The following is a 15800-nucleotide window of genomic DNA, read 5'->3' as shown; positions in this document are numbered from 1 at the left end:
TAAGATGGCGAAGTTAATTACAAGGGAAGAACAACAAGAACAATATACATGGGACTTAACAACTATCTTTTCTTCTGACGAAGCATATGAAGAAGCTTTTAAAGAGTTAGAAGGCTATTTAGGTAAAGAAGAACAATTCAAAGGTCACTTGAAAGATAGTGCAGAAACATTGTATAAAGCGTTATTACTTGATAGTGAAATAGATGAGAAACTAGGTAAGGTTTATGTTTATGCTCATTTGAAACATGATCAAGACACAGCAAATGATAAATACGCTGGATATGAAGCGAAGGCAGCAACACTTGCTAATAAATTTGCGAGTGCATGGAGCTTCATTTTGCCTGAATTAATGTCTATTGATGAAGCAACATTAAATGAATTTGTTGAATCAAACGATGATTTAAAAAGATATCAATTTGATATTGAGAAACTTAATAAGAAAAGACCTCACATTTTAAGCGATAAAGAAGAAAAGATTTTAGCTGAAGCAGGGGAAGCATTACAAACACCTAGTAATGTATTTGGTATGTTTAATAATGCTGACTTAACATTTAAACCAGCTGTCGATAAAGATGGTAATGAACATGAACTGACACAAGGCACATATACTAAATTGTTAGAATCTGAAGATCGCGTTTTAAGAAAATCTGCTTATGATAATGTTTATGAAGCATATGGAAGTCATAACAATACATTAACTGCAACGTTAAGTGGGAAAGTTAAGACTGCTATATTTAGTTCAAAAGTTCGCAAGTATAACTCAGCTCGTGAACAAGCGCTATCAAATAACTTTATTCCAGAAGAAGTATACGATAACTTAATTGCCACTGTACATAAGCATTTACCATTGTTACATCGTTATACTGCTTTAAGAAAAGAGTTACTTGGTTTAGATGAAATGCATATGTATGATATGTATACACCACTAGTTAAAAACTCTTCATTTGAGATGCCATATGAAGAAGCTAAAGACTGGATGGTTAAAGCGTTACAACCTATGGGTCAAACGTACATAGATGTAGTTGAAGAAGGTTTAAATAATAGATGGGTAGATGTTTATGAGAATAAAGGTAAACGCTCTGGTGGCTATTCTTCAGGCGCTCACTTAACAAATCCATTTATTTTACTTAACTGGACAGATTCTATTTCTGATTTATTTACGTTAATTCATGAATTTGGACATTCTGCACACAGTTATTTCAGTAGAAAACATCAACAATCAAATGAAAGTGATTATTCAATCTTTGTGGCAGAAGTTGCTTCAACAACTAACGAAGCATTGTTAAGTGAATATATGGATAAGAACTTAGAAGATCCTGAAAAGCGTAAATATTTACTAAACCAAGAGTTAGAAAGATTTAGAGCAACATTATTTAGACAAACAATGTTCGCTGAGTTTGAATATCTTATTCATAAAATTGTAGAAGATGGTGAACCATTAACTGCAGATCGTTTAAACTCTGAGTATGCAGAACTTAATAAAAAATATTTCGGCGATGCTGTTGTGACAGATGAGAATATTGCCAAAGAATGGTCACGTATTCCTCATTTCTATTATAATTTCTATGTTTATCAATATGCTACAGGTTATAGTGCAGCACAAGCATTAAGTAAACAAATATTAGAAGAAGGCGAACCAGCAGTTGAGAGATATATTAATGAATTCTTAAAAGCAGGTAGCTCAGATTATCCGATAGAAGTATTGAAAAAAGCTGGTGTCGATATGACATCTAAACAACCAATAGAAGAGGCAATGGAAGTCTTTGAACAGAAACTAAATGCCTTTGAAAAGCTTGTAAAAGAGAAATAAATGTATGTAGACGTTTCCAATATGACAACTGTGTGACAAATTAAAAAAACCGATGTTTTTTGTTGAATTTAGTGTACAGAGCATGTTATATTACATACATGAAATTAATCACATAACAAACATACCCCTTTGTTTGAAGTGAAAAATTTCTCCCATCCCCTTTGTTTAAGCACCGTGTAATCAGACACGGTGTTTTTTATTTATTTGTTCATTCATAGTTAACATCCCAAAAGTTATCTATTAAGTGGTGAGTATAAGTTATAAGGACGTATATTTAACCATAAAGTATGAATCTTAATTTTTATGCTAAAAATTGAGTAGGGCATAAAAGTCCAAAAAAACAGCAGTTATTCATCTTTAATGATGGATGACTGCTGTTTTTTTATTTTACGACTTTATTCTAAAACATAAAAATAACATCTCATTTTTAACTGGATGAACCAGTGAAATGAGATGCTATTTAATTTAAGTAAGGATACAGATCCTAATACTTATCATTATTTACTTTTCTTAAATTTCCAAAAATCTCCGTGTACAGAATCTTGTTGTTCTATATAATTTTGGAGTTGTAATTTTTTTAATTCGCGTTTGACAATTTTCTCTGGCCATTCATATATTGTCGCAATTTCTTGTTCAGAAATAATTGATTGCGATTGTATATAGTCGAGTAATTTTGGAGGAAGTTGCTTCTCAACTTCTGTTCCAATAAGTTCTTGAATGATATACGTATAAATATGATATGGGTATAAACCTTCTACTTTAAGTCCTTCAGAATGTACATCTTCATTAAAGAACACAAGTGATGGTGTCATATTGATATCCATCTCACGCGAAATATGCAAATCTGTTTGTAAACTATCAGTCAATGACTGCTCTTTCAAGTCTTTAATAAATACAGATAAATCAATTCCAGATTTGTACGCACACTTTCTAATCAGCTCAGTTGTAATGATTTTTTCATGAGGTATAATTTCATTCTGAATTAAGTTTAGAAATCTGCTCGCTCTATTATGTCCTTGTAATTCTGCTGCTTTAAATGCTAAAGCTACATTATCAAATTCACATGTGCTTTGAGCCTGACATTTAGTCAAAACTTTTAGAGAGGGATTCAAAATCTGACGAATTTTAACATATTTTTGATATTCAATTTTTAACTTTGCTAATGTAGCTGATAGATTAAAACAATCTTCGCAAAATGGATCAAAAAATGAATAAATTTCGATTTTGCTTACAGGTGTTAAATCTATATTATTTTGTTCATTAGCATGGATTAGTCTTAATTCTTCGGCCATATTATCCACCTTCAACTATATTAAGCGTTAACCATGTGGTTTGCAGTTAGCTTGAGTCTTTCATATAAATATTCTTGTATATCTTTATTTAATCGAGATTGGGTAAGGGCTTCAAGCATATTCTCTAGCCAGGCATCTCTTTCTTTATTCGTAATTCTGAAAGGTAAATGACGTTGTCGTAACATCGGATGACCGTGTTCTTCTGTATATAATGCTGAACCACCCAAAAACTGCGTTAAAAACTGTTTCTGTTTACGACTCGTTTCTGCAAAGTCACCAGGGAAAAGATGATTAATACGATTATCGCGTTCTACGAGATAATAAAAGTGATCAATCATGTCGTACAAATCTTGGGGGTCGATTACTTCATATGGGGTCATAATTTCACCTTTTCTTGCTTATTTCATTATCGATAATATTAATATAACATGTTCTTAAATTTTTAAAAGTATTTCGACTTGTAACGAAAGTAAATTCATGTTCTTTTGCGATCTGCATTGAAAAAGCGTACCACTTTATTATTTGGAATATTTCTTTCTATATTCAAGTCATTCAAAATTTTATTAAAAGCTATTTCGCCTTTATCATAGTCCTTAACTTCGAATTCTAATTCATAATCTTCAATACCTAAATAAATACTATGATCCAATACTAAAAGTCCTGTGCCAATATCTTTTTCTAACCTATAAGTCGTTAAATCACCAAGTTGTCTCAGGTCATTTAGTGGAATATTAAACTTATTTAATATTTCAGTAATGTTTTCTGGAAGATATTGTTTGTTTAAACGTTCACCTTGTTTAGGAATATCCTCAACTATTTCGTTATATTCTAGAAGACCAACTTCTTGTGGGACTTTTAAAGTCATTTCATAATTATGATTCTTTTCACGTATTCGTAGTGCCATTTTTTGTGACATAATATCATGATTATTTGTATCTATATAGTAATTTGTTTGTTTAAAAGGCTCACTTTGTTTAAAATAATATTGTTTGATTAATTCATAATCTTCAAGCGTGAGCATATTCTTGAATTCAATTTCGAGTTCTTGTCCCATTTTGATATACACTTCCTTTTACACTATTATTATAGAAGATTTACGGGTAAACAAGTAATTATACAAAATTGACTTGATGATATGAATGTTTAAATTAAAATGTGTTAAAATAGATTGGAATAAGGAGGAACAACAATGCGTATTTATGTAAATGAAATTAAAATAAATGACAATCAAATCAAATGTTATACAGACCAACCAACTGAGGGATTAGAACCAGCAGAGCATATGATTGTAGATAGCGATAATCATGCATTTGTATATATGCTTGATAGCGGTGAACAATACCATTATTTATTATTTGTAGAGGAAACATGGTCAATGATTCATGAACACTTCGACAAAGAGGTCATCGTCAACGATCATTTAGTATTAACTTCATTTAAAGAAGAAATGGAATTTTTATTAGATAACATCGCAGATAATCACAACTATGGTAAAGCGTTTGTAGCTTCGGTAGAGGAAGCATTTGAATTAAACAAAGCGGAGTGATGGTTATGAATCAATGGGAAGAATTTTTGGCACCATATAAACAAGCAATTGACGAATTAAAGATTAAATTGAAGGGGTTACGTAAACAATATGAATCTTCAGATAAACCTTCGCCAATTGAGTTTGTTACAGGTCGTGTTAAACCCATCTCAAGTATTATAGATAAAGCAAATCAACGTGATATTCCTTTTGATCGATTAAGAGAGGAAATGTATGATATTGCGGGTTTAAGAATGATGTGTCAGTTTGTTGATGATATAGATATCGTTGTAGAACTATTAAGACAACGACAAGATTTTGAAGTTGTAGAAGAACGAAATTATATCGAATATACAAAAGAAAGTGGATATCGTTCGTATCATGTAATTATCAGTTATCCAATTGAAACGTTACATGGTCAAACGAATATTTTGGCAGAAATTCAAATTAGAACATTAGCGATGAATTTCTGGGCGACGATTGAACATACCTTAAGATATAAGTATGATGGTGATTATCCTCCTGAAATAAGAAATAGACTTGAGAGAGCAGCTGAGGCAGCATTTTTATTAGATGAAGAAATGTCTGAAATACGTGAAGAAATTCAAGAAGCACAGAAATATTATTCCAGACAGAAAAGTAATAAACACAAACACGATTAGGGGTGAATGCTTTGAAATATAATATATTATCAAAAGGTGATTCAAAATCGAATGCTTTAATGTATAAAATGAAAAATCATATGAATGACTTTAATATGGTTGAAGACAAAGAATCACCCGATATCGTAATTTCTGTTGGTGGAGATGGTACTTTATTACAAGCATTTCACCAATATAGTCATATGTTAGGAGATGTCAGTTTCGTAGGTGTACATACTGGACATTTAGGTTTCTATGCTGATTGGTTGCCACATGAAGTTGAAAAACTCATTATTGAAATTAACAATTCAACTTATCAAGTTATAGAATATCCATTATTAGAAGTTATAATTCGCTACAAAAAAGGCGGATATGAAACGAGATATTTAGCTTTAAATGAAGCAACTATTAAAACTGATAATGGCGCAACACTAGTTGTAGATTTAGTATTAAGAGGCGAGCAGTTTGAAAGATTTAGAGGTGATGGTTTATGTGTTTCAACACCATCTGGTTCAACGGCTTATAATAAAGCTTTAGGTGGGGCACTTATACATCCATCACTAGAAGCTATGCAAATAGCTGAAATAGCTTCTATTAATAACCGTGTCTTTAGAACGGTTGGTTCTCCGCTTGTATTACCTAAACATCACGTTTGTCATATACATCCAGTAAATCACGATACATTACAAGTTACGATTGATCATGTAAATGTTAAACATAAAAATATTGAATCTATTCAATATAGAGTAGCAAATGAAAAAGTCCGCTTTGCGAGATTTAGACCATTTCCTTTCTGGAAAAGAGTACATGATTCATTTATTTCAAATGAGGATTAAACATGAAAGTATTACAATATCGAGCAGCTTCTTCAATGATTTTGAAGACATTCTTATATGATAAAGGCATTTCTAAAAAGAGTTTAAGCGCCATTAAGCAGAATGGCGCTTTATTAGTGAATAAAGAACACGCTACCGTTAGAAAAGAAATTCATGAAGGTGACGAAATTGAGATTCACTTACCAAATGAATCTCCTAGTCATAATTTAGAACCATTTACGTTTGATTTAAATATTTTGTTTGAAGATGAATGGTTTATCATCGTTTCTAAACCTGCCATGATGAATACAGCGCCTTCTAGAGAACATCCTCATAATAGTTTAGTTGAAGCGGTGTTAAGCTATATGCTAATGAATGGTGAACGAACAATTCCACATATAGTGACACGTTTAGATCGCGGTACAAGTGGTATAGTTATATTTGCGAAGCATCAATTATTACATCACATGGTTTCAAATACGACAATAAGTAAATACTATGTTGCACTTGTACATGGTGTTGTTGCACCGAAGAAAGGTGTTATTAAAGCACCAATTGCACGTGCTAAACATTCTATTATAGAAAGAGAAGTTTCTGAAGAAGGTAAGTTTGCACATACAGAATATGAATATTTAGATGGTCATTCTGAAAATAGCATGCTTAAATTACAACTTTTTACAGGTAGAACACATCAAATAAGAGTACATCTTGCACATATTGGTTATCCAATTATAGGTGATAGTTTATATGGATATGAAGATGGTCAATATGATCATCAATTACTGCAGTGCAATCATATAGAATTTATACATCCAATCACTTTGAAACAATTGCATATTGTTGATGAAATGCACTATAACCTAAGCGGTGTAGGTATGATATAATAAATTGTATTTTTATGAGGAGGTGGCAAAGTTGGTTAATGAAAATAATGAAAATTACATCGAAGACGAAGCTTTTGATAAAGAAAAGTTAGACGAACTATTAGCAAATGATGAAATAGACCAATTTAGAGAAGAATTTTTAAATATGCATACATATGACCAAGGTGAATACTTTGAAATATGTGATAATGAGCTCAAACAAAAAATATATCAATTCCTTTCACCGTTAGAAGTAGCTGACTTCTTTGAAACGACTGAGTTAGATGATGAAGAATACGAAGAAATTTTTCAAAATATGAATGCTAATTATGCAAGTCAAATGTTAAGTGACATGTCATACGATAACGCAGTTGATATTTTGAATGTATTATCTAAAAGTAAAATAGCCACTTTACTCACACTCATGAATCGTGAAGATGCTAGAGAAATTAAAGCATTACTTCATTATGAAGAAGATACTGCCGGTGGTATTATGACCACTGAGTTTATTTCAGTATATTCAACAATGTCTGTTAAAGAAGCGATGTTCTATGTTAAAGAACAAGCACCTGAAGCGGAAACAATATATGTTATTTTCGTTGTAGACGAAAATAAAAAATTAGCAGGCGTTATCTCATTAAGAGACTTAATTGTCGCTGAAAATGATGCATATATTGAAGAAATTATGAGTGAACGTGTTATCAGTTCTAATGTAGCTGATGACCAAGAAGACGTCGCACAAACAATGCGAGATTATGACTTGATTGCGTTACCTGTAATCGATTATCAAGATCATTTATTAGGTATCATTACAATTGATGATATCTTGGACGTTATGGATGAAGAAGCAAGTGAAGACTACTCTAAATTAGCGGGTGTATCTGACATCGACTCTACAAATGATTCAGTCTTCCAAACAGCTATGAAACGTTTACCTTGGTTATTAATATTAACGGTTTTAGGCATGATCACAGCATCCATACTAGGACAATTTGAAGATACACTTTCACAAGTTGCACTTCTTGCAGCATTTATACCTATCATTAGTGGTATGAGTGGTAACTCAGGTACACAATCTCTTGCCGTATCTGTACGTAATATATCAACAGGTGAAATAAATGAACAAAGCAAATTTAAGCTCGCACTTCGTGAATCTGGTTCAGGACTACTGACTGGTTTCTTCTGTGCAATAAGTTTATTCATTATAATTGTCTTATTATATCGTGAACCTGTATTGGCGCTTATCGTTTCAGTTAGTTTAACAATAGCGATGACTGTAGGTACTTTAATGGGTGCAATTATACCGATGTTTATGAATAAAATGAATATTGACCCTGCAGTTGCAAGTGGACCATTCATTACGACAATAAACGACATTGTCAGTATGTTAATTTACTTTGGTTTAGCAACAGCATTTATGTCTTATCTAATATAAGGAGAATAATATGGAGCATTCTAGTTTTACATCTCTAGTTATTGTTGTTATTGCTGCATTTTTAACACCTATACTTGTAAATAGGTTGAAAATTTCTTTCTTACCTGTTGTCGTTGCTGAAATCATAATGGGGATAATCATAGGTGACTCTTTATTTGGATTAGTAAAAGAAGATGCATGGTTATCTATCTTATCGACGTTAGGTTTTATATTTTTAATGTTCTTAAGTGGTTTAGAAATTGATTTTAACGCGTTTAAGACGAAACAAACTTCTGATGAACAAGAAGGAAATAATATTCCAAGTAATTTATATTTAACGGGCGTCGTATTTTCTTTAATTATGGTTTTATCTATTTTATTAGCCTTTATATTCAAATGGACTGGTTTAATAGACGACGTATTATTGATGGTTATCATCATCTCGACAATTAGTTTGGGCGTAGTTGTACCAACAATAAAAGAAATGAATATTATGCATACAAGCATCGGACAGTTTATCTTGTTAGTTGCAGTTGTAGCAGATTTAGCAACAATGTTACTATTAACAGTTTACGGTACAATAAATGCTAAAGGTGATTCACCGTTATGGCTTATAGGTATTCTAATCGTCTTTAGTTTTATCTTTTATATTATGGGTGGTTTATTTAAAAAATCACCATTCTTAAAAAAATTAACTTCAGGTACAACTCAAATAGGTATTCGTGCAGTGTTTGCACTCATTATTCTACTCGTTGGTTTAGCTGAAGGAGTAGGCGCTGAAAATATATTAGGTGCCTTCCTAGCAGGAGTTATCGTATCGTTATTAGGGCCTGACCAAGATATGGTAGAGAAATTAGACTCATTTGGATATGGTTTCTTTATTCCAATATTCTTCATTATGGTAGGTGTGAATTTAAACATTCCGTCACTTGTGCAAGAGCCAGGTTTATTAATTATCATACCTTTACTGTTTATTGCCTTTTTAATTTCTAAGCTGATTCCAGTAGCATTTATAGGTAAATGGTATGACCGTAAAACGACAATTTCTTCGGCATTCCTATTAACTTCAACATTGTCACTTGTAATCGCAGCAGCAAAAATCGCTGAACAACTTGGAACAATCAGTTCAGAAATATCTGGCATACTTATTCTAAGTGCGGTTATCACATGTGTCTTTGTACCGATTGTATTTAAGAAGATGTTCCCAATGCCTGAAGAAACTAAGAAAATTGTTAAAGTGAGCTTTATTGGTAAAAACCAATTATCGATCCCAGTTGCTCAAAGTATACATTCTCACATTTATCAAACTTCAATGTTCTTTAGAAAAGATCTTTCAGATAATAGAAAGCTAGATGAAAGTATTAAAACATTTGAGTTAGATGATTATATTGAAGAGGAACTATTAGAATTAGGCTTATTTGATTCAGATATCATTGTATGTTCAGCAAATGATGATCAAATCAACAAACAAGTTGCTTTAATGGCGCATAATCATGGCGTTAAAAGAATTATTTGTAAACAAGAAAATGGTAGTGAAGATGAAGCATTTGAAGGTAAAAATATTGAATTCTTTAGTAGTTTCTTAAGTAATAAAATCTTACTTAAAGGATTAATTGAATCTCCAAATATGCTGAACTTATTAAGTAACGTGGAAACTTCTCTATATGAGATAGAGATGAAGAACCATAGTTATCATAATGTATTGTTAAGATCATTCCCATTTGCTGGGGACGTAATCTTTGTACGTATTATTAGAGGCAAAGATTCAATCGTACCTCATGGTGATACTGAATTACAATATGGAGATAAGTTAATTGTGACAGGATCAAAAGAATATGTTTCACAATTAAAACAAGATATGGAATTTATTTAATAAACTTTGTAAAAATGAGGTTGTAGTATAGACCTCATTTTTACTTTTTATTCAATATAAAATAAAAGTATAATGCTTGTCAGGTGGTCTGACCAGTGTTATTATAACGAGTGAATGTTTAGTATAATATACATATTAAAGGAGTATAGTGAATGTTTAATTTAGAAGGTAAAACATATGTAATCATGGGTATTGCGAACAAAAGAAGTATTGGCTTTGGTGTAGCTAAAGTGTTAGACGAACTAGGTGCTAACTTAGTATTCACATACAGAAAAGAACGTAGTAAAGATCAACTTGTTAAATTATTTGAAGAATTAAAAAATCAAAAAGGACAACATATTTTTGAATGTGATGTTCAAAAAGACGATCACGTTGTAAATGCTTTTGAACAAATTGGAGAAAAATTTGGTTATATAGATGGTGTTTACCATTCAATCGCTTTTGCTAATATGGAAGACTTAAGAGGAAGATTTACTGATACATCTCGTGAAGGTTTCTTATTAGCACAAGATATTAGTTCTTATTCATTAACAATCGTTGCAAGAGAAGCTAAAAAATTAATGCCAGAAGGTGGCAGCATCGTTGCAACAACTTATTTAGGCGGAGAATATGCAGTACCTAACTACAATGTAATGGGTGTAGCTAAAGCAAGTTTAGAAGCAAACGTTAAATATTTAGCACGTGACTTAGGAGAAGATAACATTCGAGTAAATGCTATCTCTGCAGGTCCAATCCGTACATTAAGTGCAAAAGGTGTAGGTGGATTCAATGCGATCCTTAAAGAAATTGAAGAACGTTCACCATTAAAACGTAATGTAGATATTATAGAAGTAGGTAAAACAGCAGCTTATCTATTAAGTGACTACTCAAGCGGTGTAACAGGTGAGAATATTCATGTAGACTCAGGTTACCATGTTGTAAGATAATTTAGAGAACCAACAAAATCTATGATTTTGTTGGTTTTTTGTATATGTAGTGACAAAAAGGTGGGGAATTTTAACTAAGGACGTCTATATTAACAAAACTTGGCGGAATTGTAACTTAGAGCGGCCATAATTACATACACTACATATCTTCCACACCAAACAAAAAACTGAAACCGCATTGGTTTCAGTTTTTTGTTTATTTTAAGTTGTTATCATGTATTGGATCGTCTTCAACTGTACGGTTCGCACTTGAACTAATAGATTGTCTATGTGTGTATACATTTCGAACGATTGTCTTAAGTACTGCGTATGTTGGTACGGCTATTAAGATAGCTACGAAACCGCCTAAATTACCTGCAGCTAATATAACAGTAATGATTGTAAGTGGGTGAATGTTTAATGATTTACCCATAATGTTTGGTGTAATCACGTTCCCTTCAAGTTGCTGACAAATTAATGTGATAATACTTACCCAAACGAGCATCATAGGATCTTGTATGAGTGCGATTGTTGCTGCTGGTATAAATGCTAACCATGGTCCTAGGAATGGAATCATGTTTGTGATGAGTGCCAATAAAGCTAAAAGTAATGCATAATCCAAACCTACAAATGTATAACCTAAGTACAATAGTACACCTAATATAACACTAACTGTAACTTGACCTTGTATATATGATTGCAATGTTTGATTAATGTCTTTACTTAAATTAACGACAAACCATTTTGTACGACCTTTGAAAGGTCTAGCTATAAATGGAATAAATCTTTCGTGATCTTTTAACATATATATTAAGAAGAAAGGCACTAAGATTAATAAGAACATTGTTGAAACAAATGATGATATATAACTAAATAGGTTTGTTAACATATCTGTTACGATACCGCTTATACTTTCGATTGAATCATTAATTTTTTGTGATATATTTTCTGGTAATCGATCTCTTTGTTGTAAAGCATAATCTACAACATGCTGAATTTCACGTTGTATATAGGGAATATTCTTGATTAAATTATTAATTTGATTTGTTAGAACTGGTGCAATGATTGAGATAAATAATACAACAATCAGTATTAATGCAACGATGATGATCGAAATACTTCCCCATCTGGGTACTTTTCTTTTCTCTAACATTTTTTGAAAAGGTAAACAAATATAGAATAAGAATCCACCTAATAATAATGGTAGTAATATGGATTTTACGATAATGATGATTGGATAAAATATTTCATTTATTTCCATAAAGATTTTTATAATTAGAAACGTAAGGAGAATAGCTATTCCTGTACGAAACCATGCTTTATTTAACAATAGAAGTCCTCCTTATCAAACTTTCTCATACTTTTATATTATAAGCGAAATTACAGAATTAACAATGATAAATAAAATAGTTTCTAGAATTCGTGTAATGTTTAAAAGTTTATATTTTTATATATTATTTTAAGTTGTACGGATTAGAATAATTATAACGTATTTGTGAATATATGAATTTGTGTGCATTTATACTTACTATTTCTAAAAAGCTTTTTTAACAATATAGTAAGCGCTTACAATTTGTGTTAAGAGCATTTCAAAAAAATATTGATTGTGTATTTATACATGGTATAATCATAACAAGGTAATTTCAAAATTTTCTGAACATGAAGTTATCTTAAGGCTTACAACAAAGGGGAGATTAATTATGGAATCTATTGTTAGCTTTGCGAATGAGATTGTATGGAGTAAAGCGTTAGTGTATGGTCTTTTACTGACTGGTGTTTTATTTTCATTTATGATGAGGTTCTTCCAAGTCAGGCACTTTAAAGAAATGATTCGTTTAATGTTTCAAGGGGAAAAGTCACCAACTGGTATTTCTTCTTTCCAAGCAATTGCAGTATCATTAGCAGGTCGTGTTGGTACAGGTAATATTGTTGGTGTTTCAACAGCAATCTTTATCGGTGGTCCTGGTGCAGTATTCTGGATGTGGGCTACAGCATTTCTAGGTGCGAGTTCGGCATTTATCGAATCAACACTTGGTCAAATTTATAAAAGAGAAATAAATGGTCAATATCGTGGTGGACCAGCATACTACATAGAATCAGGTATAAAAGGTAAAGCTGGTAAAATATATGCAATTATATTTGCACTTGTTACAGTACTATCTGTAGGTCTATTGCTTCCGGGTGTTCAATCAAATGCCATTGCCTCTTCAATGAAAAATGCATTTGGATTAAATCCTTGGGTTATTGCTATAGTATTAGCTGTATTATTAGCACTTATCATTTTCGGTGGTATCAAAGCAATTGCAAATGTTGCGACAGCCGTTGTACCTTTTATGGCTATTGTTTACATAGGTTTAGCAGTTGTTATTATTATATTAAATATTGAAGCAGTTCCAGGTTTAATCGCATTAATTTTCAAATCTGCATTTGGTGTAGAAGCTGCTTTTGGTGGGATATTCGGTGCGATGATTGAAATTGGTGTTAAACGAGGACTTTATTCAAACGAAGCAGGTCAAGGTACTGGACCACATGCTGCTGCAGCTGCAGAAGTATCACATCCAGCTAAACAAGGACTTGTACAAGCATTCTCAGTTTATGTAGATACTTTATTAGTATGTACAGCAACAGCATTAATGATTTTAATGTCAGGTACATTTAATACGACAGACGGTGGAACAAATAAAGATGGTTCGCCACATTTAATTCAAGACAATGGTATTTATGTTCAAGGTCCAGATGGTAGTAAGGACGTATCAGGTACAGCGATGTATGCTCAAGCAGGGATTGATAAAGCATTCTCTGGAGACAACTACACGTTTGATCCAGCATACTCAGGTTTCGGTTCTTACTTTATTGCGTTAGCATTGTTCTTCTTCGCATTTACAACGATACTGGCATATTACTATATCGCAGAGACTAACGTAAGTTATATCATACCGTCCGATAAACAGAAGATATGGATTATATTAGTACGGTTAGTTCTCATAGGTGCTACAATATACGGATGTGTTAAAACAGCTGATGTAGCGTGGGCAATGGGTGACTTAGGTGTAGGTATGATGGCATGGTTAAATATCATTGCAATTTGGATACTCCATAAACCAGCCTTAAGAGCATTACGTGACTTTGAAATTCAGAAAAAACAAAAAGGGTCAGGTTATTATGCGATATATAGACCAGAACCAGATGAAGTGCCAACAGCAAAATTCTGGCATGAAGATTATCCTAAACGTTTAAAAGAATATAACTTGGATGATAAATAATTAAACAATATCAAACGCTTTCAAATATACGCTCTCTACTGTACAATAAAATTATATGTACAGTTGGGAGCGTTCTTTATGGATAAAAAAATAGGTCTTGTTGACCAAATAAAACTTGAAAGTAAATTTTTGAAAAGGGAAGTGACAATCTCAATTTACTTACCTAAAGACTATACAGATCTATATAAACATCATGTGATTATTACATTTGACGGTAGGGACTTTTTCCAATTTGGTCAAATTCATCGGGCATACGAGAAATTAAGAACAAATGATGAGATAGAAAGGGCAATTATTGTCGGTGTTCACTATGAAGATGTAGATAAGAGAAGAACAGAATTTCATCCCGATGGAGAATATCGAAAAGAAACGTCACAATTTGTGGTGAAAGAGCTATGTCCTTATATTGATAAAACATTCTCAACTTTGAAAGTAGGTAATGCAAGAATGTTACTAGGCGATAGTCTAGCAGCAAGTATCGCTTTAATGACATGTTTAGAATACCCGCATCATTTTAGTCAAGCAGGACTGTTCAGTCCACTAATCAACGATACAGTAATAGAAGCATTTAATAATTGCTCATCTAAACATCTATTAACAATCAAACATTATATAGGTAAAGAAGAAGATTCTTTCAAACTTATTAGTGGAGATATGGCAGACTTTTTAACACCGAATCGATCATTCAGTGAACGAGTTAAACAGGAAGATTTAACATATGAATACACTGAATTAGATGGTGGACATACATGGAAAACATGGAAGCCTGAATTACCAAATATGTTAAGTTACTTTTTAAGTCATCAAAATCAAAAAAATTTGATATAATAATAATGTAGAAAAACAAAGGAGGAAGTATCATTATGAAATTAGGCATCGTACTTATTCCGTCTAAACCATTCCAAGAAAAAGTGAATGCATATCGTAAGAGATATGACAAACACTATGCGTTAATTGCACCGCATATTACAATTAAAGAGAAATTTGAAATTGAAGATAGTAAATTAAATGAAGTGAAATCACAATTAGAAACAACAGCTAAGGAATTTGAACCATTAAATATTCAAGTGTCTAAGGCATCTAGCTTTGCACCTACTAAAAACGTTATTTATTTTAAAGTGACTAAAACGGATGAATTAGAATCTTTATTTAGTAAATTTAATAATGAAGCATTCTATGGTGAGAGTACACATCCATTCGTACCACACTTTACAATTGCACAAGGGCTTTCAAGCCAAGAATTTGAAGATATTTATGGTCAAGTAAGAATGGCTGGTATAGATCATTCAGAAACAATTGATACAATTAAACTTATGAAGCAAAATGAAGACGAAACTTGGTCTGAAGAAGCTTCATATACTTTAGGATAAATTTCAATTTATCTTATATAAAAAAGGAA

15 protein-coding genes are annotated in these 15800 nt (G+C 32.0%); 11 read left to right on the top strand and 4 right to left on the bottom strand.

All coding sequences use genetic code 11. The features are described from left to right. Positions 1-4: 4 nt before the first annotated feature. Positions 5-1810, top strand: a complete 1806-nt coding sequence (gene pepF / locus MHH94_RS10420) for an oligoendopeptidase F (RefSeq protein ID WP_078355604.1) — start codon at positions 5-7, stop codon at positions 1808-1810. 497 nt (positions 1811-2307) lie between these two features. On the opposite strand, the gene MHH94_RS10415 is transcribed toward pepF, so the two are convergent. From MHH94_RS10415 to MHH94_RS10405, 3 genes are all read right to left on the bottom strand, one after another. Next, complete coding sequence (locus MHH94_RS10415) at positions 2308-3102, bottom strand: DsbA family protein (RefSeq protein WP_058592510.1); 795 nt, start codon at positions 3100-3102, stop codon at positions 2308-2310. A gap of 20 nt (positions 3103-3122) precedes the next feature. Then, positions 3123-3482 (bottom strand): globin domain-containing protein, encoded by a 360-nt coding sequence (locus MHH94_RS10410; protein WP_207593082.1) that lies wholly within the window; start codon positions 3480-3482, stop codon positions 3123-3125. A 95-nt stretch (positions 3483-3577) separates the two neighbouring features. Beyond that, on the bottom strand, positions 3578-4156 hold the full coding sequence (locus tag MHH94_RS10405; protein WP_048542012.1) for a CYTH domain-containing protein: 579 nt from the start codon (positions 4154-4156) through the stop codon (positions 3578-3580). Positions 4157-4291: 135 nt separating this feature from the next. Here MHH94_RS10405 and MHH94_RS10400 point away from each other — a divergent pair, with 135 nt between their 5' ends. The 7 genes from MHH94_RS10400 to fabI all read left to right on the top strand — a co-directional run bounded on the left by MHH94_RS10400 (position 4292) and on the right by fabI (position 11159). Next, positions 4292-4648: a UPF0738 family protein gene (locus tag MHH94_RS10400; RefSeq protein ID WP_025905666.1), complete on the top strand. Its 357-nt coding sequence runs from the start codon at positions 4292-4294 to the stop codon at positions 4646-4648. Between the two features lie 5 nt (positions 4649-4653). After that, on the top strand, positions 4654-5289 hold the full coding sequence (locus MHH94_RS10395; protein WP_048542741.1) for a GTP pyrophosphokinase: 636 nt from the start codon (positions 4654-4656) through the stop codon (positions 5287-5289). Between the two features lie 11 nt (positions 5290-5300). Further along, positions 5301-6104, top strand: coding sequence for an NAD kinase (locus MHH94_RS10390; protein ID WP_048542013.1), 804 nt, complete (start codon positions 5301-5303; stop codon positions 6102-6104). 2 nt (positions 6105-6106) lie between these two features. Continuing rightward, a complete protein-coding gene (locus MHH94_RS10385; protein WP_207593083.1) occupies positions 6107-6967 on the top strand; it encodes an RluA family pseudouridine synthase in 861 nt (286 codons plus the stop codon). Between the two features lie 31 nt (positions 6968-6998). After that, positions 6999-8381, top strand: a complete 1383-nt coding sequence (mgtE, locus tag MHH94_RS10380) for a magnesium transporter (protein ID WP_025905662.1) — start codon at positions 6999-7001, stop codon at positions 8379-8381. Positions 8382-8391: 10 nt separating this feature from the next. Continuing rightward, entirely contained in the window at positions 8392-10233 is a 1842-nt protein-coding gene (locus MHH94_RS10375) for a cation:proton antiporter family protein (RefSeq protein WP_058592506.1), read from the top strand. Between the two features lie 152 nt (positions 10234-10385). Next, positions 10386-11159: an enoyl-ACP reductase FabI gene (gene fabI, locus MHH94_RS10370; RefSeq protein WP_106417841.1), complete on the top strand. Its 774-nt coding sequence runs from the start codon at positions 10386-10388 to the stop codon at positions 11157-11159. Positions 11160-11355: 196 nt separating this feature from the next. Here fabI and MHH94_RS10365 read toward each other — a convergent pair whose 3' ends face one another. Next, the gene (locus tag MHH94_RS10365; RefSeq protein ID WP_048542020.1) at positions 11356-12468 is read right to left on the bottom strand and encodes an AI-2E family transporter; all 1113 of its coding nucleotides are present in this window, start codon (positions 12466-12468) and stop codon (positions 11356-11358) included. 367 nt (positions 12469-12835) lie between these two features. Between MHH94_RS10365 and MHH94_RS10360 the strand changes: the two genes are divergently transcribed. The 3 genes from MHH94_RS10360 to MHH94_RS10350 all read left to right on the top strand — a co-directional run bounded on the left by MHH94_RS10360 (position 12836) and on the right by MHH94_RS10350 (position 15771). Continuing rightward, positions 12836-14401 (top strand): alanine/glycine:cation symporter family protein, encoded by a 1566-nt coding sequence (locus tag MHH94_RS10360; RefSeq protein ID WP_078355969.1) that lies wholly within the window; start codon positions 12836-12838, stop codon positions 14399-14401. A gap of 78 nt (positions 14402-14479) precedes the next feature. Beyond that, on the top strand, positions 14480-15229 hold the full coding sequence (locus tag MHH94_RS10355; RefSeq protein ID WP_078355608.1) for an esterase family protein: 750 nt from the start codon (positions 14480-14482) through the stop codon (positions 15227-15229). 35 nt (positions 15230-15264) lie between these two features. After that, positions 15265-15771 (top strand): YjcG family protein, encoded by a 507-nt coding sequence (locus tag MHH94_RS10350; RefSeq protein ID WP_048542024.1) that lies wholly within the window; start codon positions 15265-15267, stop codon positions 15769-15771. The last annotated feature ends 29 nt before the right edge of the window (positions 15772-15800 follow it).

The organism is Mammaliicoccus sp. FSL K6-3158 (assembly GCF_038005105.1).
GTDB lineage: Bacteria > Bacillota > Bacilli > Staphylococcales > Staphylococcaceae > Mammaliicoccus > Mammaliicoccus sciuri.
Note: the sequence above shows the minus strand (reverse complement) of the source record. Positions and strands in the feature narration are given on the sequence as shown.